This is a genomic window from Microbacterium sp. zg-YB36 (genome assembly GCF_024623575.2).
GTDB lineage: Bacteria > Actinomycetota > Actinomycetes > Actinomycetales > Microbacteriaceae > Microbacterium.
Genome location: NZ_JANJFD020000001.1, coordinates 612,006 through 635,974, shown reverse-complemented (window position 1 = coordinate 635,974; position 23,969 = coordinate 612,006). Strand labels below are relative to the sequence as shown.

General features: G+C 66.3%; 35 protein-coding genes and 1 tRNA gene. 14 read left to right on the top strand and 22 right to left on the bottom strand.

Features of this window, described 5'->3' with window-relative positions; translation table 11 throughout:
* Positions 1-31: 31 nt before the first annotated feature.
* The 3 genes from NQ151_RS03210 to NQ151_RS03200 all read right to left on the bottom strand — a co-directional run bounded on the left by NQ151_RS03210 (position 32) and on the right by NQ151_RS03200 (position 2,528).
* A complete protein-coding gene (locus tag NQ151_RS03210; protein ID WP_257526987.1) occupies positions 32-868 on the bottom strand; it encodes a formate/nitrite transporter family protein in 837 nt (278 codons plus the stop codon).
* 99 nt (positions 869-967) lie between these two features.
* Positions 968-1,498, bottom strand: a complete 531-nt coding sequence (locus tag NQ151_RS03205) for a universal stress protein (RefSeq protein ID WP_257526986.1) — start codon at positions 1,496-1,498, stop codon at positions 968-970.
* A gap of 64 nt (positions 1,499-1,562) precedes the next feature.
* The gene (locus NQ151_RS03200) at positions 1,563-2,528 is read right to left on the bottom strand and encodes an LLM class F420-dependent oxidoreductase (protein WP_257526985.1); all 966 of its coding nucleotides are present in this window, start codon (positions 2,526-2,528) and stop codon (positions 1,563-1,565) included.
* A 172-nt stretch (positions 2,529-2,700) separates the two neighbouring features.
* On the opposite strand from NQ151_RS03200, the gene NQ151_RS03195 reads away from it, so the two are divergent.
* From NQ151_RS03195 to NQ151_RS03170, 6 genes are all read left to right on the top strand, one after another.
* Complete coding sequence (locus NQ151_RS03195; protein ID WP_257526984.1) at positions 2,701-3,867, top strand: TadA family conjugal transfer-associated ATPase; 1,167 nt, start codon at positions 2,701-2,703, stop codon at positions 3,865-3,867.
* Complete coding sequence (locus NQ151_RS03190; protein WP_257526983.1) at positions 3,864-4,721, top strand: type II secretion system F family protein; 858 nt, start codon at positions 3,864-3,866, stop codon at positions 4,719-4,721. The genes NQ151_RS03195 and NQ151_RS03190 overlap by 4 nt, the downstream gene beginning before the upstream one ends.
* Positions 4,718-5,641 carry a type II secretion system F family protein gene (locus tag NQ151_RS03185; protein WP_257526982.1) on the top strand — a complete coding sequence of 308 codons (924 nt, stop codon included), beginning with the start codon at positions 4,718-4,720 and terminating at the stop codon, positions 5,639-5,641. The genes NQ151_RS03190 and NQ151_RS03185 overlap by 4 nt, the downstream gene beginning before the upstream one ends.
* A 26-nt stretch (positions 5,642-5,667) precedes the next feature.
* Positions 5,668-5,805: a hypothetical protein gene (locus tag NQ151_RS03180; RefSeq protein ID WP_257526981.1), complete on the top strand. Its 138-nt coding sequence runs from the start codon at positions 5,668-5,670 to the stop codon at positions 5,803-5,805.
* 67 nt (positions 5,806-5,872) lie between these two features.
* A complete protein-coding gene (locus NQ151_RS03175) occupies positions 5,873-6,151 on the top strand; it encodes a hypothetical protein (RefSeq protein ID WP_257526980.1) in 279 nt (92 codons plus the stop codon).
* A gap of 308 nt (positions 6,152-6,459) precedes the next feature.
* Positions 6,460-6,594, top strand: a complete 135-nt coding sequence (locus NQ151_RS03170; protein ID WP_257526979.1) for a hypothetical protein — start codon at positions 6,460-6,462, stop codon at positions 6,592-6,594.
* Positions 6,595-6,629: 35 nt separating this feature from the next.
* On the opposite strand, the gene NQ151_RS03165 is transcribed toward NQ151_RS03170, so the two are convergent.
* Complete coding sequence (locus NQ151_RS03165) at positions 6,630-6,770, bottom strand: hypothetical protein (protein WP_257526978.1); 141 nt, start codon at positions 6,768-6,770, stop codon at positions 6,630-6,632.
* 125 nt (positions 6,771-6,895) lie between these two features.
* Between NQ151_RS03165 and NQ151_RS03160 the strand changes: the two genes are divergently transcribed.
* A complete protein-coding gene (locus tag NQ151_RS03160) occupies positions 6,896-7,177 on the top strand; it encodes a hypothetical protein (RefSeq protein WP_257526977.1) in 282 nt (93 codons plus the stop codon).
* A gap of 180 nt (positions 7,178-7,357) precedes the next feature.
* Here the strand turns inward: NQ151_RS03160 and NQ151_RS03155 are convergent, their stop codons facing one another.
* From NQ151_RS03155 to NQ151_RS03105, 11 genes are all read right to left on the bottom strand, one after another.
* A complete protein-coding gene (locus NQ151_RS03155) occupies positions 7,358-8,176 on the bottom strand; it encodes an NYN domain-containing protein (protein ID WP_257526976.1) in 819 nt (272 codons plus the stop codon).
* Between the two features lie 494 nt (positions 8,177-8,670).
* Positions 8,671-9,372 (bottom strand): hypothetical protein, encoded by a 702-nt coding sequence (locus tag NQ151_RS03150; protein WP_257526975.1) that lies wholly within the window; start codon positions 9,370-9,372, stop codon positions 8,671-8,673.
* A gap of 145 nt (positions 9,373-9,517) precedes the next feature.
* Positions 9,518-10,312: a hypothetical protein gene (locus NQ151_RS03145; protein ID WP_257526974.1), complete on the bottom strand. Its 795-nt coding sequence runs from the start codon at positions 10,310-10,312 to the stop codon at positions 9,518-9,520.
* Between the two features lie 9 nt (positions 10,313-10,321).
* On the bottom strand, positions 10,322-10,555 hold the full coding sequence (locus NQ151_RS03140; RefSeq protein ID WP_257526973.1) for a hypothetical protein: 234 nt from the start codon (positions 10,553-10,555) through the stop codon (positions 10,322-10,324).
* Complete coding sequence (locus NQ151_RS03135; RefSeq protein ID WP_257526971.1) at positions 10,552-10,803, bottom strand: hypothetical protein; 252 nt, start codon at positions 10,801-10,803, stop codon at positions 10,552-10,554. The genes NQ151_RS03140 and NQ151_RS03135 overlap by 4 nt, the downstream gene beginning before the upstream one ends.
* Complete coding sequence (locus tag NQ151_RS03130) at positions 10,800-11,060, bottom strand: WhiB family transcriptional regulator (RefSeq protein ID WP_257526970.1); 261 nt, start codon at positions 11,058-11,060, stop codon at positions 10,800-10,802. The genes NQ151_RS03135 and NQ151_RS03130 overlap by 4 nt, the downstream gene beginning before the upstream one ends.
* Before the next feature lie 160 nt (positions 11,061-11,220).
* A complete protein-coding gene (locus NQ151_RS03125; RefSeq protein ID WP_257526969.1) occupies positions 11,221-12,336 on the bottom strand; it encodes an AAA family ATPase in 1,116 nt (371 codons plus the stop codon).
* The gene (locus tag NQ151_RS03120; protein WP_257526968.1) at positions 12,333-12,632 is read right to left on the bottom strand and encodes a hypothetical protein; all 300 of its coding nucleotides are present in this window, start codon (positions 12,630-12,632) and stop codon (positions 12,333-12,335) included. Before NQ151_RS03120 ends, NQ151_RS03125 begins: the two co-directional genes overlap by 4 nt.
* Positions 12,633-13,443: 811 nt before the next feature.
* Positions 13,444-13,517 (bottom strand) — tRNA-OTHER (locus NQ151_RS03115).
* Positions 13,518-13,560: 43 nt separating this feature from the next.
* A complete protein-coding gene (locus NQ151_RS03110) occupies positions 13,561-13,884 on the bottom strand; it encodes a hypothetical protein (protein ID WP_257526967.1) in 324 nt (107 codons plus the stop codon).
* A gap of 87 nt (positions 13,885-13,971) precedes the next feature.
* Positions 13,972-15,318, bottom strand: a complete 1,347-nt coding sequence (locus NQ151_RS03105; RefSeq protein WP_257526966.1) for a recombinase family protein — start codon at positions 15,316-15,318, stop codon at positions 13,972-13,974.
* Positions 15,319-15,495: 177 nt separating this feature from the next.
* Between NQ151_RS03105 and NQ151_RS03100 the strand changes: the two genes are divergently transcribed.
* The 4 genes from NQ151_RS03100 (at position 15,496) to NQ151_RS03085 (ending at position 17,646) form a co-directional block, all read left to right on the top strand.
* The gene (locus tag NQ151_RS03100) at positions 15,496-15,831 is read left to right on the top strand and encodes a TadE/TadG family type IV pilus assembly protein (protein WP_502883551.1); all 336 of its coding nucleotides are present in this window, start codon (positions 15,496-15,498) and stop codon (positions 15,829-15,831) included.
* A complete protein-coding gene (locus NQ151_RS03095) occupies positions 15,806-16,273 on the top strand; it encodes a TadE family protein (RefSeq protein WP_257526965.1) in 468 nt (155 codons plus the stop codon). Before NQ151_RS03100 ends, NQ151_RS03095 begins: the two co-directional genes overlap by 26 nt.
* Positions 16,270-16,692, top strand: a complete 423-nt coding sequence (locus tag NQ151_RS03090; protein ID WP_257508643.1) for a pilus assembly protein TadG-related protein — start codon at positions 16,270-16,272, stop codon at positions 16,690-16,692. The genes NQ151_RS03095 and NQ151_RS03090 overlap by 4 nt, the downstream gene beginning before the upstream one ends.
* A 774-nt stretch (positions 16,693-17,466) precedes the next feature.
* On the top strand, positions 17,467-17,646 hold the full coding sequence (locus tag NQ151_RS03085; protein WP_257526964.1) for a YjzC family protein: 180 nt from the start codon (positions 17,467-17,469) through the stop codon (positions 17,644-17,646).
* A 695-nt stretch (positions 17,647-18,341) separates the two neighbouring features.
* Here the strand turns inward: NQ151_RS03085 and NQ151_RS03080 are convergent.
* A complete protein-coding gene (locus tag NQ151_RS03080; RefSeq protein ID WP_257526963.1) occupies positions 18,342-18,524 on the bottom strand; it encodes a hypothetical protein in 183 nt (60 codons plus the stop codon).
* A gap of 269 nt (positions 18,525-18,793) precedes the next feature.
* Here NQ151_RS03080 and NQ151_RS03075 point away from each other — a divergent pair, with 269 nt between their 5' ends.
* Positions 18,794-19,138: a DUF1294 domain-containing protein gene (locus NQ151_RS03075; RefSeq protein WP_257526962.1), complete on the top strand. Its 345-nt coding sequence runs from the start codon at positions 18,794-18,796 to the stop codon at positions 19,136-19,138.
* A 41-nt stretch (positions 19,139-19,179) separates the two neighbouring features.
* On the opposite strand, the gene NQ151_RS03070 is transcribed toward NQ151_RS03075, so the two are convergent.
* Positions 19,180-19,515: a helix-turn-helix domain-containing protein gene (locus NQ151_RS03070; protein ID WP_257526961.1), complete on the bottom strand. Its 336-nt coding sequence runs from the start codon at positions 19,513-19,515 to the stop codon at positions 19,180-19,182.
* A gap of 154 nt (positions 19,516-19,669) precedes the next feature.
* On the opposite strand from NQ151_RS03070, the gene NQ151_RS03065 reads away from it, so the two are divergent.
* Entirely contained in the window at positions 19,670-19,930 is a 261-nt protein-coding gene (locus NQ151_RS03065; RefSeq protein ID WP_257508649.1) for a hypothetical protein, read from the top strand.
* On the opposite strand, the gene NQ151_RS03060 is transcribed toward NQ151_RS03065, so the two are convergent.
* Together NQ151_RS03060 and NQ151_RS03055 are read right to left on the bottom strand one after the other, a co-directional pair.
* Complete coding sequence (locus NQ151_RS03060; RefSeq protein WP_257508650.1) at positions 19,927-20,277, bottom strand: VOC family protein; 351 nt, start codon at positions 20,275-20,277, stop codon at positions 19,927-19,929. The genes NQ151_RS03065 and NQ151_RS03060 overlap by 4 nt on opposite strands.
* Positions 20,278-20,449: 172 nt before the next feature.
* The gene (locus NQ151_RS03055) at positions 20,450-21,730 is read right to left on the bottom strand and encodes an ABC transporter substrate-binding protein (protein WP_257526960.1); all 1,281 of its coding nucleotides are present in this window, start codon (positions 21,728-21,730) and stop codon (positions 20,450-20,452) included.
* A gap of 217 nt (positions 21,731-21,947) precedes the next feature.
* Here NQ151_RS03055 and NQ151_RS03050 point away from each other — a divergent pair, with 217 nt between their 5' ends.
* Positions 21,948-22,391: a YdeI/OmpD-associated family protein gene (locus NQ151_RS03050; RefSeq protein WP_257508652.1), complete on the top strand. Its 444-nt coding sequence runs from the start codon at positions 21,948-21,950 to the stop codon at positions 22,389-22,391.
* Positions 22,392-22,418: 27 nt separating this feature from the next.
* Here NQ151_RS03050 and NQ151_RS03045 read toward each other — a convergent pair whose 3' ends face one another.
* The 3 genes from NQ151_RS03045 to NQ151_RS03035 are packed head-to-tail and all read right to left on the bottom strand — an operon-like array spanning position 22,419 to position 23,938.
* Positions 22,419-22,823 carry a VOC family protein gene (locus tag NQ151_RS03045; protein ID WP_257508653.1) on the bottom strand — a complete coding sequence of 135 codons (405 nt, stop codon included), beginning with the start codon at positions 22,821-22,823 and terminating at the stop codon, positions 22,419-22,421.
* On the bottom strand, positions 22,823-23,104 hold the full coding sequence (locus tag NQ151_RS03040) for an ArsR/SmtB family transcription factor (RefSeq protein WP_257508654.1): 282 nt from the start codon (positions 23,102-23,104) through the stop codon (positions 22,823-22,825). Before NQ151_RS03040 ends, NQ151_RS03045 begins: the two co-directional genes overlap by 1 nt.
* Positions 23,105-23,137: 33 nt before the next feature.
* Entirely contained in the window at positions 23,138-23,938 is an 801-nt protein-coding gene (locus tag NQ151_RS03035) for a nucleotidyltransferase domain-containing protein (protein WP_257508655.1), read from the bottom strand.
* Between the last annotated feature and the right edge of the window lie 31 nt (positions 23,939-23,969).

Below are 23,969 nucleotides of genomic sequence, written 5' to 3'. Positions count from 1 at the left end.
GACACTGCCTCCGGGGGTTAGCCCGACGATCTCAGTGGCTCTCGGCGGCGGGGATCCTCTCCGCACCAGCTGCCACGTCGGCGACCACAGCGCGGCGCGGCGAGCCGCCGATGAACCAGTACGCGACGCCCACCAGCAGCGCACCGCCGACGAGGTTGCCCAGGCCCACCCACAGCATGTTCGCGCCGAAGTGCTCCCACGTGGCGTGTTCGACGCCGGTCATCATGCCGAGGGAGTAGGTGGTCATGTTCGCGACCACGTGCTCGAAGCCGGAGGCGACGAACGCGAGGATCGCCAGCAGGATGACCGCGATCTTCGGGCCGTCCGAAGTGAGCCGGGCGCACATCCAGATCGCCAGGCACACCAGCACGTTGCACAGGATGCCGCGCAGGAACAGTTCCATCGGAAGCTCGTGTGCCTTCGCGGCGAGAATGTCGCCCAGCATCGCCTCAGCACCGGGGTTGCTGTGCAGAACGCCGGCGCCGGCGATAAGAGCCGAGAAGGCCACGGCGCCGCCCATGTTCGACACGAAGGTGGCGATCAGCGCGACGAGCGCACGCATCGGGCGCACCACCCGCATCAACACCCCCTGCGGGAGGGTCATCATGCTGGAGGTGGCAAGCTCCCCGCCCGCGAACAGCACGAGGGTCAGCGCTGCGCCGAAGACGGCGCCGCTGACGAGTTTGCCCGCGCCCGACCCGGCAGCGGTGAGGGGTCCGGCGGCGCTGATCATGAGCACCACGCCGATGCCGAGGTAGGCCCCGGCGAGCATGCCCGCCACGACGAAGCGTGCCGGGGTGCGGAGCCCCGCGACCTTGTGGGCCGCTGCGTCGCATTGCACCACGAGCGCCTGCTCGATGCTCAGCACGAGGTCTGCTCGAACGAAGGGGTGCGGCGGGTTGTGCCCATGCACTCATGGTGCTCCGGTGGGGTTTCTCCCGCCCGGCTCGTCGCCGTGCAAAATGCGTCAGGACCGTCCTGCAGCCGCACCAGGATCGGCCACGTGATCGCGGTCGCGCACGACGACCACCGGGCAATGCGCATGGGACGCGCACGCGCTGCTCACGGAGCCCAGCAGCAGCCCGGCGAAGCCACCATGACCGCGACTGCCGACGACGAGCATCTCGGCATCCGCTGAGGCGTCGATGAGTGTTCGCGCGGCGCTGCCTGGCCACGCTGCCGCGGTGACCCAGTCGGGGACTTCGTCCGGAAAGACCCGCGCGATTTCAGCGTTGACCAGCTGCTTGGCGTTGGCTTCGAAGTCCACCTCGGGTTCACCGAAGTAGGTGTACGGGTCGCCCCACAGCAGCGACGGGTTGTCCCAGACCGCGAGAACGTGCAGGGGGAGCCCGAGCTTGCGTGCGAGGTCTGCGGCGTAGCTCAGCGCGGCGTGCGACGGCTCGGATCCGTCGACGCCGACCAAGATGCCGGGCTGCGACCAGGGGATGGTCGGGCGGGTGACGGGCGAAGGGCTGAGGTCGGAGCGGCGTTTGGACATGTCGTCATCATCCCGCGCCGGTGTGATGCGGTCCAGAGCGAGGATCCCGTCCCGGGGCGGATCATCAGAGCGCGCGCAGCTTCTCCAGTAGTGGCTCGGCGATCTCCGAGACGAAGCGGTCCTGCTGCTCGTCGCCGACCTGAATGAGCGCGACGTCGGTGAAACCGGCGTCGATGTACGGCTGCACGCTCTCGGCGAGCGCATCGAGGTCGGGACCGCAGACGATCGATTCGGCCACGTCTTCGGGCCGCACGAACTGGGTCGCCCCCGCGAACCCGGCCGGTGTTGGCAGGTCGGCGTTGACCGCCCACCCGCCGGCGAACCACCGGAACTGGTCGTGTGCACGCGCGATGGCGGCGTCACGGTCGGGGTCCCAGCAGATGGGGATCTGTCCGATCTTGCGGGATTCGGCCGGATGGGCGGCATCCCACCCCTGGATCAGCTCCGGGTCGGGCTCCACGGCGATGAGGTGGTCTCCGAGTTCGGCGAAGCGCTCGATCGACTTCTCGCCGGAGACGGCGACGCCCAGCGGCACCCCGCCGTCGGGGCAGTCCCAGATGCGGGCGGAGTCGACGCGGAAGTACTGGCCGTCGTAGGTGACCAGGTTTCCGGTGTGCAGCTCGCGGATGATCTCCATCGCCTCGACGAGCATGTCCTGACGCACGGTCACTGCGGGCCAGCCTTCACCGACCACGTGCTCGTTGAGGTTCTCGCCCGAGCCGAGGCCCAGCGTGAAGCGCCCCTCGGAGAGCAGCTGGAGCGTCGCGGCCTTCTGCGCGACCACGGCCGGGTGGTACCTCATGGTCGGGCAGGTGATGTACGTCATCATCTCCACGCGAGAGGTCGCATAGGCGACGGCGCCCAGCACGCTCCACGCGTAGGACGAGTGCCCCTGGGTCGTGAGCCACGGCGAGTAGTGGTCGCTCGACACGAGAAAGTCGAAGCCGGCTGCTTCCGCCTTGACGGCGTAGTCGACGAGCTGGCGGGGGCCGCTCTGCTCGGTCATCAGGGTGTATCCGAAACGGGTCATGACTGTCCTCCTGTACGGCGTTGTCCTCGCACGATACGAGCGCTCGGCCCCAGGCGCTTGGGGCTTGCGGGGTGGTCGGGATGGTGCAACAGGGCGGATGGCCCGCCTGCGGCATCCGCCCTGTTGTGGATAAATCCCGACGCGCCCGCCGCGACGTTGGGAGGATGCGCGGGTGAGCCTCGCCTTCGCGCCGACGGGTGCCGCGCATGTGACCGCGGCGGTCACCGAGCGCGTGCGGGACCGGCTGCGCGCCGAGCAGATTGAGCCTGCCCGCGTCGCCGAGGTCGCCGCCGACATCGCGCTGGCCGAGGTGCGCCGGCACAATGACTTCGCGCTCGCCCGGGGGCTCGTCACCGTCGATGACGAGGGTGCCTGCGTGCGGGATGTGCTCGCTGCGGTCTCGGGGTTCGGGCCGCTGCAGCAGTACTTCGATGATCCGACGGTCGAGGAGGTCTGGATCAACGCGCCCGACCGCATCTTCATCGCCCGTGATGGGCGCGCCGAGCGGCTGCCGCTCGCCCTCACCGACAGCGGGGTGCGCGATCTGGTCGAGCGGATGCTGCACGCCACCGGTCGCCGCGTGGATCTGAGCCAGCCGTTCGTCGACGCTTCGCTGCCCGACGGGTCGCGATTGCACGTCGTCATCCCGGACATCACGCGCAAGCACTGGACCGTCAACATCCGACGGTTCCTGCCGATGTACCGCGACCTCGACCGGCTGGTCGCCGCAGGTTCGCTCACCCAGCGCGCCGCCGACATGCTGCGCGGCGCCATGACAGCCGGCCGCAGTGTGCTGGTGTCGGGAGCGACCCATACCGGCAAGACCACGCTGCTCGGCGCACTGATCGCCGCCTGCCCGCCCGACCAGCGCATCGTGACGGTGGAGGAGACGTTCGAGCTGGCAGTGGATGCCGAAGACATCGTCGGGCTCCAAGGACGGCAGCCGAGTCTGGAGGGCACCGGGGAGGTGACCCTCCGCCGCCTCGTGAAGGAGGCGCTGCGGATGCGCCCCGACCGGCTCGTGGTCGGGGAAGTTCGCGATGCAGAAGCGCTCGACCTGCTGCTCGCGCTCAACACCGGCGTTCCGGGCGCGGCCAGCATCCACGCGAACTCCGCGCAGGAGGCGCTGGCCAAGCTCGCCGCGCTGCCGCTGCTGGCGGGGCGCAACATCGACCCGGGGTTCGTGCTGCCCGCTGTCGCGGCATCCGTCCACCTCGTCGTGCACTGTGAACGCGAGCCATCCGGCCACCGCCGCATCGCCGAGATCGCCGCTCCGACCGGTCGCGCCGTCGACGGATTCGTCGAGGCGCAGCCCCTGTACCGAGCGGGCGACGTGTGACCTTCGTCTGGGGCGGAATCCTGGCGGCCGGGATCCTCCTGGCCCTTTCGCCCTGGCTGTGGCCCTCCGGCACCGAGCGGGCGCGACCGGTCACCACCGGAAGCGTCGATCGCTTGCTCGCCGCGGCCGGGTTCGCGCGCACCCGTGCGCGGGTGTTCGCGGCGGCGACGGTTCTGCTGGGCCTGGTTGCAGCATCCGTGGTCTGGCTGTTCACCGCGCTTCCCGCTCTCGCCTTCGTCGCCGGTGTGGCGGGTGCGGTGGCGCCGTACGCGTGGCTGCGCTCCCGGGGATCCCGGCGACTGCGCAGTCGCCGGGGGCTGTGGCCCGACGTGTGCGATCTGCTGATCGCGTCGGTGCGGGCGGGCATGTCGCTCCCCGACGCCGTGTCGAGCCTGGCGCAGTCGGCACCGGCCGAACTGCGCCCCGCATTCGCGGTGTTCGCGCGCGACCTGAACGCGTCGGGACACTTCGATTCGGCGGTGATGCGCCTCAAGCACAGCCTCGCCGACCCGGTGGCGGATCGGATCATCGAGACGCTGCGGATGACCCGGCAGGTAGGCGGAACGGAGCTTCCTACCGTGCTGCGTGCGATGTCGAGCTCGGTCCGGGCTGACGCGTCGCTGCGCGCGGAGGTGGAGGCGCGGCAGTCGTGGATCCGCGGGGCGGCGGTGCTCGGCGTCGTCGCGCCGTGGGTGATCCTGGGTCTCCTAGCGCTGCGGCCGGAGGGTGCGCGGGCGTACGGCAGCGCCGAAGGCGTCGTGGTCGTGCTGGTGGGTGCCGCGGTCTCGGTCATCGCGTACCGCATCATGGTGCGGATCGGGCGACTCCCGGAGCCCCGGCGGTGGTTCGGATGAGCGGCATCACGGAGCTCGCCCTGGCGATGGTGCTCGGGGCCGGACTGGCGCTGGGACTCGCGCTGGTGGTGACGCGGATGCCGCGGTGGCGCGCGCCCCGCCTAGCCGACCGCATCGCCCCCTATCTGCGTGACGCCGCGGACCCCCTCGGCCTCACGCCGCTGGGCGCGCAGACGCTCGATGTCTCGGGTGCATGGCGGGCCTGGCGCGACCGGCTCGCCGCCGCTCTCGGCGGCTCGGCGGTGATCTCCCGGCGCCTGCGGCAGGCCGCGTGGGACATGGATGCCGCGCAGTTCCGGGGCCGCCAACTCGGCTGGGTTCTGGGTGGTCTCGGCATCGGCGCGCTGGCAGTCGTGGCGCTCGCCGTCGCCGGTCGGTTCTGGGTTGGCTCCGTACTGCTGCCACCGATCGCCGCAGTGGCCGCGGTGGTGTTCTGCGACATGCGGCTGAGCCGTGCCGCGCGGGCGCGGGTGACGCGGGCGCAGGAGGAACTGCCCACGGTGCTGGAGTTCCTGTCCCTGTGCCTGGCCGCGGGGGAGGGTGTGCTCGACGCGCTGCGCCGGGTGGGTGATGTCGGCTCGGGGGAGTTGCCGGGCGAGCTGCGGCGGGTGGTGGTCGCGGTGGGCACGGGAGCGCCGCTGCCCGACGCCCTCCAGAGCCTGGCCCGCGACCTCGACATTCCGGCGCTGACGCGCAGCATCGATCATCTCGTCGCGGCGCTGGACCGGGGAGCGCCGCTCGCGCAGGTGCTGCAGGCTCAGGCGACCGATACGCGGGAAGACGCCAAGCGGGTGCTGATCGAACAGGCCGGGCGCAAGGAAATCCTGATGCTCCTGCCACTGGTGTTCCTGATCCTGCCGCTGTCGGTGCTGTTCGCGATTTTTCCGGGTGTGTTCATGCTTCGAGTCGGATTCGGGTGACCGCGTGCGGTCGGAAGGGGGCGGTGATGTTCCGCGAACAGAGGGAACGAGTGGCGGTGCGGCTACGCACGGCGTGGGGTGGGCTGCGCGACGACGAACGAGGAGACGTACCCGGCTGGGTGCTGGTGACGCTCATGACGGCGGGACTGCAAGCCAGAACATAAACTGGGCGATAATTGAGAAGCGTTCTCAACACCGGCAGGACGGCCCTTGCCCCGCCAGGATGGAGGAATGAAGAGTCTGGGTGGCGGGTATGTCTACGACGACAAGCACCACGAACGCGAAACAATGCACAACACAAAGGCCGCCGCCCGGGCTGCCGAACGGACCGAGCAGACCATGGTCGAAATAGCCGATGCCATGCGCCGCCAACTCGACCTCGCAGAGAGCACCCGACTCGACGCTCAACGATCCGAGAAGTTCACCCGGATGATGGGCTGGATCTCACTAGGTGTTTCGGTCGCCTCCCTCGGCGCAGCGGTCGCCGCGGTCGTCGTAACCGTCAGCTAGCCGGCATACTGCGGAGGCACTGAATCGAAGTCAGGCCCCACCCCCGGAGACGTCCGAGTTTGGCCTTCGGTCGCGGATCTGTTGACGGATTCCGACTGCACTGGATGATGGACTCGACGATTCGCGCAACCACGGTTTCTGGTCTTGGACCTGTGCTGCGAGTGAGAGATCGTCGGCGGTGCGGGCGTTCCGTGAGTGATAGCTAAGACGCGACCACTCCGCCAAGGAGTGGCATACCACTCGTCGACTTCTCGTAGGCCATTCTTAGAGGGGGTATCCCGCCAGCGCTCACACGGAGAGAAGGACAGATGACGAGCAACGAGGAGATCGAGGCAGCGATCCAGCAGGAGTTGCTGGCCGCGGTGAAGCTGGACCTGACGCCACAGCAGGTCGACGCATTCGAGAAGAAGATCACCACCCTCCGGAAGCTCAACCAGAGCTGACTACCGACGCCCCGCCGCGCGCGCAGCGGGCCGCCTCAACCGATTGCTGCCGACACGACCAGGATCCCCGCGCGTGAGGAGACCGCCTCGGCGCGCGACCGCGGATCATCGAGCCGTGACAGTGTCTCTGCCAGGAGCACATCTGCCTGCTGCGCGCGACCCTCGATGATCCGCACACGAAGAGCACGCTAGCGACATGCCAGAAAATGGCATCGCCCTCAATTCCTTCCCGGGGCGGGAGTAGCCACTCGGCGGCGTAGGATCGAATCCTCTCGGCCGGGGAAAAGGGGACACCCAGCCGATGGGATCAACGCTCGTCACCGACGAGAAGCTGCAGCAGGTGCTTGTCCGCATCCCGCCGTGCACCCTTCCGATGCAGGCTTACGGGCCGCAGGAGGTCATGTGGGCGCGGAAACGGCCTCCGGTGTGGGCTTGGGTCTCGTGGCCGCACAAGCCCGCTGAGCGCCTCGAAGCGTGGGCTGAGGGATGGAACGATCGGGTGGTGTTCGTCCGTTGGAACACTCCCGCTGGCGACGTCAGCACCGTGGTGTGGCGCAACGCGGTCACGAAGCGGACCACCTGACCGCGCCTCCTCTCGACTGTGCGTGGCCTCGGGGTTGGGTTGCCGGCCAAGCTGCAGGTTGGACCGATGCAGGCAGCGCTCACACCTGTGCCGGCTCCGCGCTGATCGTCCAAAAAAAAGACCCGCCCTCACGAAGGAGGGACGGGTTGGTTTGTCAAGCGTAGCAAACTGAGCCCCGAATCACCAGCTAGACGGCTTGTGCACTCTGGCCACAGGATTCGGCAGTTGCGATGCGAGCACGTCGGCGGTACGGAGCCGTGTCCACCAGTGCCCGCCAACGCCGTCACCGGGCAGTCCTTTGAGCGCTCCGGCCAGGTAATTGGTACCGGGATTGATGAGACCGACCGGCACGTGATCTCGCGCGAAACGGATGGGGAGAGCGAGATCAGAATCGTTGGAGATAACGATCGCACCGCCGACACTGCCGGTCAGCACATCGTTGAGGAGATGGGCGGCAACGTTGACGTCTGAGCCTTTCTCCTCCCGCTTGCGCACCGTGGCCAGGAGTGTGCCATCGGCCGAAGCTCGCCTCACTCGAACGCCAGGAGTCCAAGACTGCAGCGACTGGGGGTCACGGAGAACATGAGGGTCTTTGGTGCCGGGCCCCTCAATCGTCATGACGGACTCCTTCGCCCAGGAGCTGTAGTAACCCTCTTCAACTACATCAACAGATCCGCTCAACTCCAGCGCGCGAAGGTAATGCTGTTGGCGCTGCGTCTGGGGGGCGTCATCCGGGTCATTCACTCGGGCAGTGCAGTAGACCACGCGCCCCACGGAGGCCCCTGGCCAGCGCGTCACGTAGTTCGCAGCCAGGGCGCGCAGATCTATCCACTTCCAACCGGTGGAGATCGCGCCGAATTGACGGCTGGCACCATAATAAAGATTGAATCCGTCAACGTAGACGCCAACTAGCATGCTCGAATCGTAGCGAGACATGGTGTGCGCAGCGACTTCGCGCAATACCCAGATCCGGACGCTCGTCCGCATGACGACCACCATGTTCCGGCTGCGACGTTTCAGGCATCAGGTCACGCGCCGGCACCGCTCCAGGAGTGCTCGCGATTTGACGACTCCCGTGACCCCGGGCACCTACCCCCTCCCAGGCCATTGTTTTCACTCCCCTCGGCTAGCGGGACTTTCACACACAGAGCGCGTCACCTTTCGCTTGGTGGGCGCCGAACGAGCCTGATGACGAGCCGGCGTCGTCCGTAGATCGGCTGGTACTGGACAGTCACAAGCCCGCGGTCAGCGAGGGAAAGGGCTGCGCGCCGCGTGTTTCCGCCACCGTCACCGGGAAGGATGCCCGCGCCGGGGGCGAGTCGCTTGAGTTCCTCGAGAAGTTGGCGTTGCACAGCGCCCAGTCCACGGCTCATGTGTTCCTACTTCCTAAGTGATGCGGATGTGGAAAAACGTCGGAGGGATATGGGCCCTTGCCGAGGGGGGTGCCTTCACGGGGAAGGGAGGGGGTGTGCATCCCCTCCCCGTGAGTGGGTTCACAGCGGGGAGAGAATGATCGGTGCGTCTGCGGGTGTCGTGTTGCTGAGGTCGAGGTGCAGGAGGTCGTCGCGCTCATCGTCCTTGACGCACTTGAGATGGACGCTGCGGAACGTTCCGGGTCGCCAATCCTGCGGGGGGTGGGTGAAGTAGATTGCTCCCGCTCCGCCACACACAACGCACCAGCCGCCGGTTCGTTGTATCGCGCGGAGCATCCGCAGGTTGAGGTTGCGGGGGGACGGTCGCAGCTTGAGGTGTTCTTCGCACCGGACGTCCTCGAGGGCATCCTCCGTGCAGCTGTAGAACTCACAGGGCACCCGGGTCGGGTTGATGAGGCCCGGGTCAACGATGAGTTCGCTGAGGCCGCGGGTTGTGAGTGTCGCGAGGACCGCTTCCTTCGGGACCTCGGCGCTGTACAGGTACATGGTGCTTCGGGTGCCGTTGGCGTGCATCTCCCGGAACGCTTCGGCTAGTTCGATGTGGAAGGTCCAAGACACTCCGTTCTTGGAGCCGCCCCGGTACACAGTCATCGTGTCGCTGAGGGCGTTCTGCATCCGCCGTCCGTTCCACGTGTAACCGGCTGCTCGGAACACGGTCAGCGCCCATTCCACTGTGTGGGGGTAGCTCAACCATTCGCGGGGGAGGAAGCGCTCTAGCTCGCTGTCAGTGGCGGCGGCGATCTGCTTAGCGAGTTCATCCATCGGTGCGTGCCGATCGATCGATGGACCTTGCCCGATCGCTCGGTTGGCGTCGTCGATGATGTCGAATACGTGCTTGTTTTGCATGGGTGTCCTTCGGGTAGAGGTGGGGGGCGGGCGGGGTTAGCGCCCGCCCGGGGGACCGGGATCAGAGGATGATGCGCTCCCGAGCGGTTAGGGTGGCGCCGGCGTCTTCGGGGTCGACCTCGACGTTGCGCCAGGTTCCCCGGCCCACCTGCTCGTGCTGAATCTCGATCGGGAGCGGTTCGCGGTACTCCTCGTACTCGTGCAACTCCGGAGCGCGGAGGGTTGCGCCGAGTTCCACGAGCGCCGTCCAGCCCTGTTCGAACGCCTCCCACACCCGACGTCGGTGCAGCCCGTTAACGTCTGCCACAAGCCCGATGGGGGCCGTGGGGTTGGTGATGCTGGTGCCGGCGAGTTCCGCTGCGAGAATCAGTAGCGGCATGGTCGCGGTGAGTGCGAGCGTCGCGTTCTGACCGTCTGCCCATGCCTGCCGCACCTTGTTGGCGGCGGTAACAAGCGTTGCCGGGTCTGCGGTCGCTGGAACGATCTTGTGCGCCGCGGTGAGTGCGTCAGCGTGCTTGTTGAATTCGTCTCGGAACGTGTTGTAGTTCGCGACTGCTGTCTTGGCGTATTCGACGCTCATTGCCTTGTGCACGACGGCTTCCACTGCGTTTCGCACGGTCGCTGCGTGAACGAGGTTCGTGGCTTCCTGCGCTACAGCCATCGCCCGCAGGTCCGCGATCGTGGACAGAGGTGCATCCGTGATCACAGCCTCAGTCAGCCGTTCCAGGAGGTCATTCTCGACGTTCGCGAACTGGTCGAGCCGGTCGGTGAGTCGGTCATATTCCTTCGTGACAGTGCCGCCGGCGGCGACGATGCGGTCGATGTGGGCGATACGGGTCATTTCGGTGAGATTCATGTTTGGTCCTTAGTTCGTGAAGTGAGTGTTGTGTCCGAGCGGCATACCGAGGACACGGGCAAGGCCTGCGTCATCGTTTAGGGCGAGCGTTCGCCCACCAACTGCCGATTCGAGCTGAGCAAGCAGCTCTCGGTTGCCCGTGTCCCGGCGTTCCTGTTCCTCGCGTTCCTCTTCCGGGAGTCGTTGCGGGCGTGCGACCGCCTCCTTCAGTGCGGCGAGCAGTCCATCGTCGTTGGTGGTCATCGGGATTCCTTTCGGGTGATTGAGATGAGTAGTCCGTGCGAGAGGCAGTCGATGTTGACCTTCCATTCGCCGGTGGCTATGAGGTGGGCGATGCTGACGAGACCGTTGTTCGCCAAGTAGCGGGTGGTGTATGTCCAGCGCTGCCGTCCACCCCGCACGGTGGGTTCTTTGTCTGCGGCCCACTCGGGGAGCCGTAGCCCCATATCGGCAAGCGCCTGCAACGGTGTCGGCGCGGTTGTGGTTGTCATGTCGTCTCCTTCGTGGTGCGCTTGTACGAGCGGGATCCGTAGTCCCCGGCCCAGAACCCTCCGGTCGGCTTCGCTGCGTTCGCGTAGGCGGCGCAGAGGGCGAATAGGGGGCAGCCGTCGCAGATTCGACGCATGTGGTCTAGGTCGTCGGCGTGCATGTCCTCGCGGTCGCGGATGAACCGTTCGTCGTCGGCGCAAGCGGCCTTCGTACCCTCGAGTGCGGTCGCCAGCGATTCCCACTGCTGCGCGCCCTTCATGACTCGGCTCGCTTCGTGTCGACGCGGTGCTGTTTCGGCCAGACGTGGCACTGCTCCTCGTGCATGGCTTGCACGATCGGCTCGCGCGTCAGGGGATGTTCGACCACACGGGTCCACGGTTCACAGCCCTTGCAGATCTCGAGCCAAACGCGATGAGATCTCATGCCGCCACCGCCTTCCCGCCGCACTTGGTGCAACGCGCATCGACGGTGATCCCGTGAGAGCAGCACCCGGGGTCCGGCCAGTTCCCGACCCCTAATACCCCCCTGTGATTAGTGTGAGAAGCGTGAGTTTCGGTAGGTTCCGGCGCGGGGGAACTCACAGAACTAACGAAACTCACGGGGGCATAGAGGCCCCGGGTGAGTTTCGCCAGGCGACCAGCGGTGACAGCCCGACGCAGGTACTCATCGACGTTGGACACGTCCGGGAGGAGCGCGCGCAGATCCTTCGGGGTGACACCTTCCGGACGTCGACTCACAGCCTCGATGACATCCGCCATGCGATCGCCCACGCCCTGCGTCTGCTTCATCGTCTGAGCCGATTGGGCAGCGGATGTGAGGTCAGCGCCGTCGAGAGTCCATGCGCCGTCGACCATCGACAGCGCGTACTCACCTTCGGCGGCATCTCGGGAAGTCACTTGTAGCGTCCCGGACAGCTCGTGCCGTTCCCTCTTGAGAACCAGCACGGTGTCTGCGGCGCCAGCGATGCCCTGGGTGCCGCTCACAGCATCCAGGAAGTCGCCTCCGTCGCTCTTGCGCGTGTGGTGGACGATGACGAGGCTCGAACCGGGAACGGCGTCAGCGGTGCCCTTGAGCATCGACAGCACCCGGTAGTCGTGTCCGTACTGGGACGCGTTTCCGGCCGGCGGCATCACCTTGCCGAGCGTGTCCAGGATGACCACCGGGTCGGCACCGGCATGAGCCGTCATGAACGCCGCAATGGTCTCCGTCACCGCCGCTTCACCCATTGCTGTGCGGAACTCAAGCAGCGGGGAAGCAGCGAACGCGCCGAGCTTCATCATCCGGTCCTGCAAGCGCCGAGGACCATCCTCAAGCGCCAGATACAGCACTGGGCGGGGCTCGCCAACCGGGATGCATCCCAGCGCGTCAGAACCCTCACTGAGAGCGATAGCCGACCCCAGGACCATCCATGACTTGCCGATCTTCGGAGCCGCGACAAGCAGCGTCATGCCTTCCGGGATCACGCCCGGGACGACGTACTTGACGGGCGGAAACTCTTGACGCATCAGCCAGTCGGCAGTGAACGTTGCGCTCATGCGGACACCTCCGAGGGCATCCCGGCATCCCAGTACGCACGCCACCCGTCATCCATCGCCTTGAGCCGCATCTCGCGGAGTTCAGCGGGGGAGTAGCGCGCTTCGGTGTACCAGTGGTCCGCGTCGGCATTCGCGCGGTCGACCCTGGGCTGCATCCGCTCACAGCCGGCACGGAAGCCGTCCGACCAGACCTGCCAGATAGAAAAGGGCAGATCATTGGGGGGAATCTCACCTGCGAGGAACCGAGTGACGGTAGCATTGGGAGTAGTCGAACCCGCCGCCACAGCAGAGTTCACGGGAGCCGCCTCCGGGCGGCTTTTCCCGTTCAAAGGGCACCACCGCCTGAGGGGGTCCCGCGGAGGATCGACGCGAGACGATCGCGCTGATCCGGAGTGAGCGGCGGAGCGTTCGCCACGACGCGCTCGATGTACTGCTCGAGCTTTGCAGCAGCGAGGTTACGGCTCGCTTCGACCAGTGCGGCTGCGTCACCGCGACGAGCGGCTACGGCCTTCTGGGATCGAGCCTGGAAAACAGTCGGTGCCATCACCAACCAGCCCTTCTTGGGGCTATCTCCGCTCTAACCCGACGGAGTGGTTGGCCTTACGGCTCTACGACTTGTTGTTTATGTTACAGCACGGTTCAGACAGAGATGGGGCGTTTGACCGATCGGCGCGTGGTTCGTGCTCTTTCTGCGTCGGTGCGAAGGAGGGAAAGGGGCACCCTTCCGATCTTGTGGCGAGAACACCCGATTTCGAACAACGCCGCAGGCCACTCGGAAGTCTCGAGGGGCAGGGGACGCTGCAAGCCGTCAACCTTTCCCGCATCCATAACGGCCATCCCGTCGTACTCATCGCGGGACATCCCCACGCGGCTCAGCCAGTCGTCCAGCGGCTCCGAGAACCCCTCACTCAGAAGGAACCATCCTTCCGGGCGGAGGTAAAGCCGCAAGACCCGCTTGCGGCATCCAGCGTGAAACCAGGTGACTAGCGGCGGGCTGTTGCGGTCCTCCGTGGGCAGCTCATACCCCCGCTTTTCGAGTGCGTCATGCAATCGCGCTCGGACTCCTGGGTCCTTCGTCATCGTGTCTCCGTTCACTTGGTTTATGCGTCCTGGTGGCAGGAATCGAACCTGCGGCAATCGGGGTAGAAGACCCGTCGCTCTGTCCTCTGAGCTACACCAGGTAGGGGGGTGGTGGGCTGGCCGGCGCGCACCACCCCGGTCTGATTAGGGCGCAAGCGCCTCACGCGCCTTGCCAAGCGCGGACAGGAGGTTGTCGAGGTCTGCGGCACGGATAGCGAACGATTCGGTATTGCTCGCGCCCTCACTCCACGATGAAACCCAGCGGATGAAAGCGTGTGCATCGCCGGTGTCGACGTCGCCACCCTCAAAGCGGTGCGACACCTGCAGCTCGACGCGGAAGATCCCCTCATCGAACGCATGCTCATCGATCAACACCCGGTCGTCGTCATCGAAATACCGGTTCGTCGTCCAAGGGGCGCGCGGAATCTCCGGGTGGATCGTGTTCTCGATAGTGTTGATGGTGGTCATTTCAACTCCTTAGGTTGTGGTGACTCGCCCCCGGTCGAGGTTCCAGCTCGTCGGGGGCTCTTCATATCGGCGGGCGCCGACAAGTCTCTACGTGGCCACTGACAGCCACTCGATCCGCACCGATTCCGGGTCAAAGGATCTCTGCCCCGGTCTGGCCTTCAGAACGCTCACGCGCAGCAGCATCTGAATGACCTGACGTTGCACCGGCATGGCTAGTTCCGCCCACCGGTCAGGCACCCGGGCAGCCAACGCGAGATCCGTCAACGGTGAACCCGCACGCACAGCCTCCACGCGGCCCTCCAGTGCGGCAATCTTGCGGGTGAGTTCTCCAGCCTGCTCCTTTACCGCGTCACGGCTCAGAACGCCCTCAGCGAGCAGCGCGGCGAGATCATCACGCCGACGCCGCAACGCCACTAGTTCGGTCTCGAGCGGCTTCAGATCCGGTGTCTGTGCGATCCGTGAAACGATTGCGGGATCTTGCAAGCGGGCGATGACTACCCCACTCACAAGTGCTTCGAGCACTGCCGCGCCACGGGACGTGCACCAGTTCGTCGTGCACGCGTACACCTTGCGGCCTCGGTCAGGGCGCGCCATCATCGGGCACTCGCATACGCCACAGAAGATGATCCCGGATAGCAGGTGCTTTGTCTGTGTCGACCAATCGCCGGCGCGCTTCCTGCGGCTACGCATCCGCACGTAGGCGTCCCATGTGTCTCGGTCGATGATCGGCTCCCACGCGCGCTCAGCGGTCTCCAGCACTTCGCCACGGTAGGTGACAATCCCGGCGTAACGCTCGTTCCGTAGCATCGCGCGCACCCGAGCCATAGACCACGGGCCAGTGAACGTCGGAACCCCGCGCTCGTTCCAATCGTTAGCGATCGCGTAATACGAATCCCCGGCAAGGTAGCGGCGGTAGCCCTCACGGACGATCGCGGCTTCTGACTCCACGATGCGCACCTTTCCGTCCCGACGCTCATAGCCGAACGGGCGCCGGCTGAACTGGTACGCACCAGCCTCCGCCCGCTGCAGGTTCGCCGCCCGCTGACGGACTGCTTTCTGCTCACCCTCGTATGTGGACCACGCCGCAACCGTTCGGGCGACAGCGCGCCCCGCAGGGGTGGTGAGATCGAGAGTTCCTGCCGTGACGGTATATACGGGGACGTCGAGCGAAATCACACGCTCAAGATCGGCGGTCAGGCGCAACAGACGGTCCTGGTGCCACGAGATGATCGCAGCGGGACGTGCAGCAAGCATCGCTTCAAACTGCGGACGCGTCTTCCCCGACGTCGCGGAGATGTCGTTGTCTGTGTAGACGTGGTCGACGGTCATCCCGAGCTTCTTGGCGAGCTGTCGACAATCCTTCAACTGACGTTCGACGCCCGCCTGTTGCCCAGTCCGGTCCTGCGAAATTCGGCAGTAGATCACTGCGTTCATGTGTCATCACCTCCCTTACATCCAACACGCTACCTCTGACACGACCGGGCTGGTGGTGGTGATCTGGGCCGTGGCCGGTCCCGCGCTTGCCGGCTTGTTCGAGCAAGCCATTCAGAGCGTCTCCGGACTTTAGCTGCGCAGGACGACCAGGGGTCGAGTCCGGTCGAATTCGTTCTCGTGGGAGCACTGCTGACGGTCCTCACTCTGGCGGTGCTGCAGTTCGGTCTCGCGGTGTACGTGCGCAACGTGGTGCACGATGCCGCGGTGGAGGGCGCGTTCCATGCCGCGCTCGCCGACACGACCCTCGCCGACGGTGCCGACCGCACGCGCACGATCATTCGCCGCAGTGTCGGCGGCCAGTTCGCCGAGACGGTGGAGGTGGTGGAGACGACTCACCTCGGGCACGACGCGGTGCAGGTGACGGTTAAGGCGACCCTGCCGCTGCTCGGTCTGCTCGGCGCCCCACGCGCGTTGGAGGTGAGTGCGCATGCCCCGGCTGAAAGCCTGGAGTGACCGCCTGTCCCGCGGCGACGAGGGCGCCGCCGCGCTGGAGTTCATCCTCATGGGCGTGATCCTGCTCGTGCCGCTGGTCTACCTGATCCTCGCCCTCGGCGCCGTACAGGGGCAGACGCTCGGCGCGGAATCAGGCGCCCGGCATATCGCCCGCGCCGTGGCGACGGCTCCGGATGCCGCGACCGCCGCCGCGCGAACCGAGGCCATCCTCGCCTCCGTCGTGGACGAGTACGGTTTGGCTCCGGATGCCGTGGAGGTCGCCATCACCTGCACGCCAGCGGGATCGGAGTGTCCGACGTCGGGGGCGACGTTGCATGTCACCGTAGCGACGCGCGTGACTCTGCCGCTCGTGCCACCGTTGCTGGGGCTCGATCACATCGCCAGCATCCCTGTCGAGGCGGCGTCCGTGCAGAAGGTCTCGCGATTCTGGGGTTCACAGTGACGCGCCGGTCGCGCCGGCCGAACGACGAAGAGGGCAGCATCCTGCTGCTGTCGCTCGGGTACGCGCTGCTGGCGATCGTGCTGATCCTGGTGTGCGTCGACGCGACGAGCCTGTACCTTGCGCAGAAGCGTCTGGAGTCGGTGGCGGATGCCGCGGCGCTCGCCGGAGCGGACGGGTTCACGCTCACAGTCGAGGCGGGGGAGCCGACCGCGGATCTGACCGATACGGGAGTCTACGACCAGGCCGCCGACATCGTTGGTGCCGCCGGTACTGCCTCGCTGGTGTCGGCGGGGACCCCCGACGGTGTCTCCGCGCGCGTCACGGTCGCGACCGTGTGGCATCCACCGATCCTGACACTGTTCGTCCCCGACGGGGTGCCGCTGGAGGCGACGGCGACCAGCCGCAACGCGCTGTTGTGACACTCCAGATGGGGATCAGCGCGCGCGCAGTTTCTCCAGTAGCGGTTTCGCGATCTCCGAGACGAAACGATCCTGCTACTCATCGCCGATCTGCACGATCACGATGTCGGTGAAGCCGGCGTCCACGAACGGATGCGCGCTCGCCGCAAGGGCATCCAGGTCGTGTCCGTTCGATGCCGTTTCGTGGTGCAGCCCGTCGCGAGCAAAGAGCGCGGGCGCTGCGACTGCGCGCGGTGTGGACCGCGCGCAGGATAACTCCGAGAAGTCGCCTGCGAGAATCTAGTCGCACGACCATTGCCCCAAACTCTTCTCGCCGCGGAGCGAAGAGTGCAAGACGCCTGATCCACAAGAATTCGTAATTCTTTGCAGATGGTCTGAGGTCACGCCGGGCGGCGCATTGGCCCGCAGCATCCACCGCTGCCCACTAGTCAACCGCGGAATCATGCGGCTTAATCGGCGCCCGAACGTCGGCCGCCATACGGATTGACCGTTCGGTAACCTACGGATTCCGCAAAGACGAGCTGAGGAAAACTACAGCGGTGTAACTACCTTGCTGCCAGACCGCCGAAACGTGTTTCACGGCGACTAAAATTGTGCGTGAAAGGACGAACACGACCCCGAACAGTTCGGGGAAGACCGAAGCGGTTCGGGGTCAACGCACCATGTGTGAGAAGCGGGGCGCGTAGAGACTCTAGCACCGGTAACGGCAGGTGAACTACCCATTAGCTCACGTGCCCGTTGGTCGAAACTGTTGATCGTTCGGATTGGAATGTGATGGCAAAGTCCACCACCTTCAGCCCGGGGGACCGCGCGCCGCGGTCCGGTCAGTACGAGATCGTCGGCCCTCGCGGGGGTCGCACGGGAAGCGAGCGAACGGTTACGCGCGGTGAACCGCTTCCCCCCACGCCGAAGCCTGGCATGGGGTTCATCCTCAGTGATCCGACTAAGCACTGAGGTCAGATCATGGTTACGCGTCGCGTCAATGGTCTGATCTACGTTCCCTGCCCCAAGTGCCCCAATACGATGGGGCCATTCACCTATCTATCCGCGGGGCGGACGCGGTGCACTAGGTGCGGACACGAGTTCACTGTGCGTGTCTAGCGTTTAGCTAGCACTACACCTGAAGAGGTCCCAACTATCCCGCTGGGGCCTCTTCGGCGTCAGGCCGGTTATAGACCGCATCGCGCTGAGTGTGCCCCCTGACCCCAGGGATGCGGGGCGTGAACTGGATCCACTCGAGGCTTTGAGCGGAACGAGGGTGGAGTTGGTGTCGGCTGATGGAGCCGGGGTCGCGATCGGTTAAAAGATCACCCGCAGGCAACTCCCGCCACCGTACGGCGCGATAGTCGACGTGTGAATTCGCTTGTCCGCTGAGCCGGGATTGCGACATAGTGCAGGAATGGGTCAAAGCTCCCCTCACATTCTCGTGGTGCTCATCGTCGTTTTGCTGCTCGCCGCCGCTGCCGCCCTCTTTGTATTCGCCATCGTCGGCATTACGGGTTCCGCTATGACGCAGACGGCGAAGGCGGTCTGGATTCTGATCACACTGTTCTTCCGCTGCTCGGACCAATCGTCTGGTTCTTCTTTCGCGACAGCATCGTCGGCGGGCAGAGCAACAATCGCTTCGGCGCTCCATAGGCGTCGCGCCCTCAGCATCCTCGAAACCCCGTCCACAGCGCGGCCCACTGCTCCGGCGTCAGATCCCGTGGCAACGCGCTGACCGGCACGTGCGCCTCGACCATCACGCTGGTCATGGTCGCGCGGTCGAGGCGCGTCACGTGCTGCAGCACCCGCGCGAGCGACCCGCCCGGTCCGGTGAACACCGCCCGCACGAAGTTCTCTTAGTCGCGGCGGTCGCGATCGGGCACGACCGAGTGTTCACCGCCGCGACGGCACGCGACTATGGGCTCATCGATCACGTGATCGAGCAGCGCTGAGGGGTGGATGCCGCGGCGACGCCTAGGATCGGCGAGTGACCACCCGATACGACCGATCGCGCCCCGCCACAGATCGCCCCCGCGATCTCTCACGACCATTGCCGGCGGCGCTGAGCTGGTCTGTGTTGTGCGCGTTCGTGCTCGTATTCGCAGTCGCTCTTGCCGTGCTCGACCTTCCCTGCTGGATGCCGGCGCTTTACGGCGTCCTGAGCGTCGTCGCCTTCGCGGCATACGGGATCGACAAAGCCGCCGCCCGCGGTGACCGGCATCGGATCTCGGAGCAGACGCTCCTCGCGCTCGGCCTCTTCTGCGGCTGGCCGGGCGCCCTCATCGCGCAGCAGCTGTTCCGGCACAAGACCCGCAAACGCTCGTTCCGCCGCGCGTTCTGGGTCACTGTGGTGATCAACGTCGCCGCACTCGCCGGGCTCGTCACCTTCGCGACGATCAATGGCGTCGCGCTCGAGCTCCCACTCGGCACGCTTTTGTCGCAGGGGTCGCCTGACCTGTGACGCTGAGGGGTGGATGCCGCGGCATCCGTTCCTCGGAAGAGTCAGGCGGCCAGTGCGACCGTGGACTGCCGCAGCGACACCGGTTGCACTGATTGCTGCGCCGCGATGAGACTCTCCGCGATGTCGAGTGTGAGGTCGACCAGGGTGATGCCCAGGGCGCGCATCACCGCCGCGATCATCTCGCTCGACGGCTCCTTGAGGCCTCGCTCGATCTCGGAGAGGTACTGGGGCGAGACTCCGGCGCGACGGGCGACCTCGCCGAGCGACTTGCCGCTTTCGTGTCGCAGACCGCGCAGGCGATCACCGAGCACGTGCCGCCACAGGGGCCCCGGGTGCTGCGGGCTGTCGCGCGCGGGCGGCCAGCGGGGCGCGTTCATTCTCCGCGTCTGCGGTCAAGGCGAAATCGACCATGGCCGATCGTAGAACGTGGGCCTGCAGCGGGCGAAGCGATTCTGCTCACAGCAGACAGGCCGATCTCGCAATGAGCAGAGGCTAGTCCTCATCGAACTTCTGTTCTAGTATTGGTTCGCTATGGCAGAGACGTCGATCGAACATGAAACGACCCTGTGGATGGTCAACGACGTCCCAGCACGGATGGTCTACGGCGGGCGGCGGTGGCGCGTGAGCGACACCCCGACCCGGCTGCGAGAGTCGGTGTGGAGTGCGCCGCTGGAGGAGATTCGCGGGTTGTACGGCTGGCGGTTTCAGGCCACCGACCCGGCGGGGGAGAGCTGGGTGTTCGACGTCTATCGAGCCGAGGACCACTGGCACGTCCACCGCGCGTACTCCTAGCTCAGCTCGGTGACGAAGCCGATCTTGTTGCCGTCGAGATCGGTGAGTTCGAAGAACTCCACGACACCCTCGAACCGCTGGATGGGTGAGACCTCCAGGCCCAGCCCGTTCAGGCGCCGATGCTCGCCTCTGGCGTCCTCGACGCTGATGTTCGCCGAGATACCGTCGACACCGGCGAGCTCGGGTGCGAACGCCAACTGCAGCCAGAAGGAGCCGAGGTTGAACTCCGCGAGCCCGTCCAAAGGCCTCAGGTCTGGTTCCGCGAGTTCAAACGCGTTCTGGTACCAGTCGACGGCTCGTTCGAGGTCACGAACGGGGACACCGATGGTCACAGCCTTTGCCTGCATGAACGCACGCTAGCAGGCGGTTCCAGCGCTCCGATCGCGCGCCGGGCGACGATAGCCCCATGCGGACGATGTCCAGTGGCCAGGGCCGCATCCGGCATCCAGGATGCTGCCGGTCATGGTCTCGGCCCAGCTATCGATGAGCTGGCGATCGGCGGGCGGGTGCGCGCCGAGGTCACGGCAGCGGTGCCTCCACTTCCTCGATGCGTTGGCCGGCGGGCGTGTTCTCTGCGTTGTATTGGTAGATCCCGATCACCGCAGACGAAGGATCGTTCGCCGCGTTGAACGGCCCGGCGCCGGAAACGGAGCGATAGGCGATGCGTTCGCCCTCGTCGATCAGGCGCGCGCACTGCGTCCACCCGCTGCACTCGGTCCCGCCGGCCGCGCCTGAGACGGAACTCAGGTGCTGCCGGATGGTGTCGGCATCCACGCCGTCACCCTCGAGCGCCGCGAGGGAGATGAGCATCGTCGCGTCGTAGGCTTCCGGGCCGTAGGAGATTGTCGTCAGATCGGGGTCGACCGCCGACATCCGCGCGGCGAATTCGTCGGGCGGGGGCTGTCCGGGGAGGGTTCCCTGAGCGCCCGTGAGCGCACCGGCGGGTAGGCCCTCCGCTCCCACCCCGTAATTCACGACATTGCTGTCCGCGAGGTAGACCTTGGACATGTTCTGGCCCGCCGCCACGAGGGCCAGGAGAACCTCTCTCGTCCGATCCGGGGACGCGAGCACCACGACGGCCTCTGGGCCGCTGGAGAGCGCGTCGGCGACGATGGCGGAGAACGTCGTCGTGCCCGCGTCGAACTCCTGCCCGGAGTTGCCGCTCACCAGCTGCCCGCCGGCGTCGTAGATGGTCGCCGCGGCGGCGTCACGCAAACCCATCGCGTGCGGGTCATGGGCGACGATGAAGGCGACGTTGCTGGCGCCGTCGCTGATGACCACATTCCCGAGTACATCGCCGTGAACCGTGTCAGGCGGCACGACTCGGAAGAACAGACCCGAGGAGCCCGAGAGCCCCGCGAACGTGTCCGACGGCGACACCATCACGATGCCCGCCGCGCTGATCTCGTCGATGATCTCCAGAGACACGGAGGAAGAGGACGATCCGATGATTGCCGGAACTCCGTCCTCGATCAGTGCCTGTGCGGAGGAGGCCGCCACGTCGGGGTTCTGGGCGTCGGACGCGTCCTTGACGGCGACCTCGACGTCGAGACCCGCAATCCCGCCGCCGGCGTTGATCTCGTCGATCGCCACCTGGACGCCGGCGATCTGCGCGGCTCCGAGCTCGGCGAACGATCCCGTGCGCGCGAGAATCGCCCCGATGCGGAGCCCCTGGGCCTCGAGGTCCGAATCCGATGGCGGCGCAGAGGATGCCGAGGGTTGGCTGACCGAGTCCGAACACGACGTGAGCGTCGCGATGCACACAAGCGCGACGATGATCGCACCGGTCCGACGATTCATGGTGACCTCCGCGATCCCACTCCCGCACACGCTTTCGCCGTCAGTGTGACACCGGCGCACGGCGAGTGGAAGCGTTCGCCTTGGCCGGTCGCGCTGCTCATCGTCCTGCAGTCTTGCCTCGTAGCGGTGGGGCGTGAAGCATGAGCTCAATGGCGTTCAATGACGAGCCGATCACCGTTGTCGGCTGTCTCTGTTTGTATCCACGAAAGGAGTAGCCGTGGTCAGTTTCCACACCACGCTCTGGGCCGCCGGCGGCAACAACGTGGGCATCGTCGTCCCAGAGGAGATCGTGCTCGGCTTCGGCCAGGGCAAACGCGTGCCCGTCGTCGTCACGATCGACGGGGCCTACTCGTACCGAAACTCCATCTCCTCCATGGGAGGTCAGCTCCTGATCGGCTTCAATTCCGAGACCCGAGCCGCCACGGGCAAGGGCGCAGGCGACGAGGTCGAGGTGACCCTTGAGGTCGACGATGCTCCGCGCACCGTCGATGTCCCTGCGGCGCTGGCGGCGGCGTTCGAGTCGGATGAGCCGGCGACGAAGGCGTGGTCGACTCTCTCGTACAGCAAGCAGCGCGCACACGCCCAGGCCGTGGAAAGCGCCAAGACCGACGAAACCCGATCGCGACGAGTGGCGAGCATCCTGGAGACGCTGCGGTCCTAACCGCGGGGTGGCAGATCAGCTAGCGCGTCACGCCCTCGCCTCGGTGCCTGTGGGCTGCGCGAGCTGAAGAAGGTTGCCACAGGTGTCGTCGAGCACCGCGATGGTCACGGGCCCCATAGCGGTGGGTGGCTGGGTGAACGTCTCGCCGAGGGCGGTCAGCCGGTCGTACTCCGCCTGCACATCATCGACGCCGAGGATGCAGAACGGAATGCCGTCGGCCACGAGGGCATCGGTGAACGGCCCCACGGCTGGGTGCACCTTCGGCTCGAGCGAGATCTGGGTGCCGTCGGGCTGGTGCGGGTCGACCACGGTCAGCCAGCGATATTCCCCAAGTGGGATGTCGTGGGCGACGTGGAAGCCGAGTCGCGAGGTGTAGAAGTCAAGAGCACGCTGTTGGTCGTCGACGAAGATGCTCACGGTTTGCAGTTTCATCACTGCGCCTGCTTTCTCGGGGGCCATCGCTGGGAGATCTGCGACAGCGGTGATGTGTCGATCGTGTGGAACTTGTAGCGGCCGCGGCGCTCGGTGCGCACGAGTCCCGCTTGCTCGAGCACGTCAAGATGCTGCGAGACGGCTTGGCGCGAGGGCGTCAGGTCGTGGTTCATCGCGAGCTTCGAGCAGAGTTCGAACAGTGTCTGCTCGTCGCGCTGCAGCAGCTCGTCGAGCAGTGCGCGCCTGGTCTCGTCGGCTATCGCCTTGTAAACGTCTGGCACAGGCCTCACCGTAGGCAAGTAAATACTTGCCTGTCAAGGACGGGGAAGCTCCCGGAGTTCCGCAATGGACCGCTGCAGCTCGTCCGACGTTGATCCCAGCGCGCCGAGAACGGATGCCGCTCGCGCGCTGAACCCACGCGAATCCAGCGCGAGGCGGGCGGCATTCGGGATCAGCCCCTTCTCGTTGGTCACCCACACGCCGGCCGCCGCGTGCCACCCGTGAGCGAGGAGCATCGCCGCCGTCGACGCGCACAGCGCGACGTATCCGGCGTCCGCCTGCCTGGCGCCCTTCGTCGCACCATCCAGCAGGAAGTCCACTTGCCACAGGTTGCGCAGCAGCGCGTCGCGCAGCGGCGCGGGATAGGGGGTGAGGCGCGCAGCCCACGCCGCCAGCAACCCGCCCTCATCGCTCAGGGGCTGGCACGTGGCAACTTCGCCGGCGTACGCGATATCGAGAAACCCGAGCGGGTGCCCCGGCTGCGCATGGAACGCGTACTCGCCGCGTGCCGCACGCGCGCACTGTTCGGCCACGCGGTCCACATCGCGCAGGATCAGATCCACCTGGATGCCGTCGACCACCAGCCATGCTCCGCTGTCGACCCAGGGACCCCACCCGCCGCGCGGCGAGACCGTCACCGGCGCGCCCATCCAGTCGCGGGCGACCGCAGCGATGCCGTCGCGGTCGACGTCCGCCGTCACGTACAGGCCCAGGTCGACGTCGGAGTCGGGGCGGTGGGTGCCGCGTGCGCGACTTCCTCCGAGCGCGACGGCGCGGACCCCGGGCACGGCGGCCAGCTCATAGGCCATGGCCCTCAGGCGGTCATCGTCGAACACACGCCGAGCCTAGTCCGCGGCATCCGTCGCC

Bases quoted from the DNA above. Each gene is read 5' to 3' on its own strand.
- NQ151_RS03205 (WP_257526986.1), bottom strand. From the start codon at position 1,498: ATGTCCAAACGCCGCTCCGACCTCAGCCCTTCGCCCGTCACCCGCCCG.
- NQ151_RS03200 (WP_257526985.1), bottom strand. From the start codon at position 2,528: ATGACCCGTTTCGGATACACCCTGATGACCGAGCAGAGCGGCCCCCGC.
- NQ151_RS03185 (WP_257526982.1), top strand. From the start codon at position 4,718: ATGAGCGGCATCACGGAGCTCGCCCTGGCGATGGTGCTCGGGGCCGGA.
- NQ151_RS03180 (WP_257526981.1), top strand. From the start codon at position 5,668: ATGTTCCGCGAACAGAGGGAACGAGTGGCGGTGCGGCTACGCACGGCG.
- NQ151_RS03175 (WP_257526980.1), top strand. From the start codon at position 5,873: ATGAAGAGTCTGGGTGGCGGGTATGTCTACGACGACAAGCACCACGAA.
- NQ151_RS03170 (WP_257526979.1), top strand. From the start codon at position 6,460: ATGACGAGCAACGAGGAGATCGAGGCAGCGATCCAGCAGGAGTTGCTG.
- NQ151_RS03160 (WP_257526977.1), top strand. From the start codon at position 6,896: ATGGGATCAACGCTCGTCACCGACGAGAAGCTGCAGCAGGTGCTTGTC.
- NQ151_RS03155 (WP_257526976.1), bottom strand. From the start codon at position 8,176: ATGGTGGTCGTCATGCGGACGAGCGTCCGGATCTGGGTATTGCGCGAA.
- NQ151_RS03150 (WP_257526975.1), bottom strand. From the start codon at position 9,372: ATGGATGAACTCGCTAAGCAGATCGCCGCCGCCACTGACAGCGAGCTA.
- NQ151_RS03145 (WP_257526974.1), bottom strand. From the start codon at position 10,312: ATGAATCTCACCGAAATGACCCGTATCGCCCACATCGACCGCATCGTC.
- NQ151_RS03140 (WP_257526973.1), bottom strand. From the start codon at position 10,555: ATGACCACCAACGACGATGGACTGCTCGCCGCACTGAAGGAGGCGGTC.
- NQ151_RS03135 (WP_257526971.1), bottom strand. From the start codon at position 10,803: ATGACAACCACAACCGCGCCGACACCGTTGCAGGCGCTTGCCGATATG.
- NQ151_RS03130 (WP_257526970.1), bottom strand. From the start codon at position 11,060: ATGAAGGGCGCGCAGCAGTGGGAATCGCTGGCGACCGCACTCGAGGGT.
- NQ151_RS03125 (WP_257526969.1), bottom strand. From the start codon at position 12,336: ATGAGCGCAACGTTCACTGCCGACTGGCTGATGCGTCAAGAGTTTCCG.
- NQ151_RS03110 (WP_257526967.1), bottom strand. From the start codon at position 13,884: ATGACCACCATCAACACTATCGAGAACACGATCCACCCGGAGATTCCG.
- NQ151_RS03105 (WP_257526966.1), bottom strand. From the start codon at position 15,318: ATGAACGCAGTGATCTACTGCCGAATTTCGCAGGACCGGACTGGGCAA.
- NQ151_RS03095 (WP_257526965.1), top strand. From the start codon at position 15,806: ATGCCCCGGCTGAAAGCCTGGAGTGACCGCCTGTCCCGCGGCGACGAG.
- NQ151_RS03085 (WP_257526964.1), top strand. From the start codon at position 17,467: ATGGCAAAGTCCACCACCTTCAGCCCGGGGGACCGCGCGCCGCGGTCC.
- NQ151_RS03070 (WP_257526961.1), bottom strand. From the start codon at position 19,515: ATGAACGCGCCCCGCTGGCCGCCCGCGCGCGACAGCCCGCAGCACCCG.
- NQ151_RS03065 (WP_257508649.1), top strand. From the start codon at position 19,670: ATGGCAGAGACGTCGATCGAACATGAAACGACCCTGTGGATGGTCAAC.
- NQ151_RS03060 (WP_257508650.1), bottom strand. From the start codon at position 20,277: ATGCAGGCAAAGGCTGTGACCATCGGTGTCCCCGTTCGTGACCTCGAA.
- NQ151_RS03055 (WP_257526960.1), bottom strand. From the start codon at position 21,730: ATGAATCGTCGGACCGGTGCGATCATCGTCGCGCTTGTGTGCATCGCG.
- NQ151_RS03045 (WP_257508653.1), bottom strand. From the start codon at position 22,823: ATGAAACTGCAAACCGTGAGCATCTTCGTCGACGACCAACAGCGTGCT.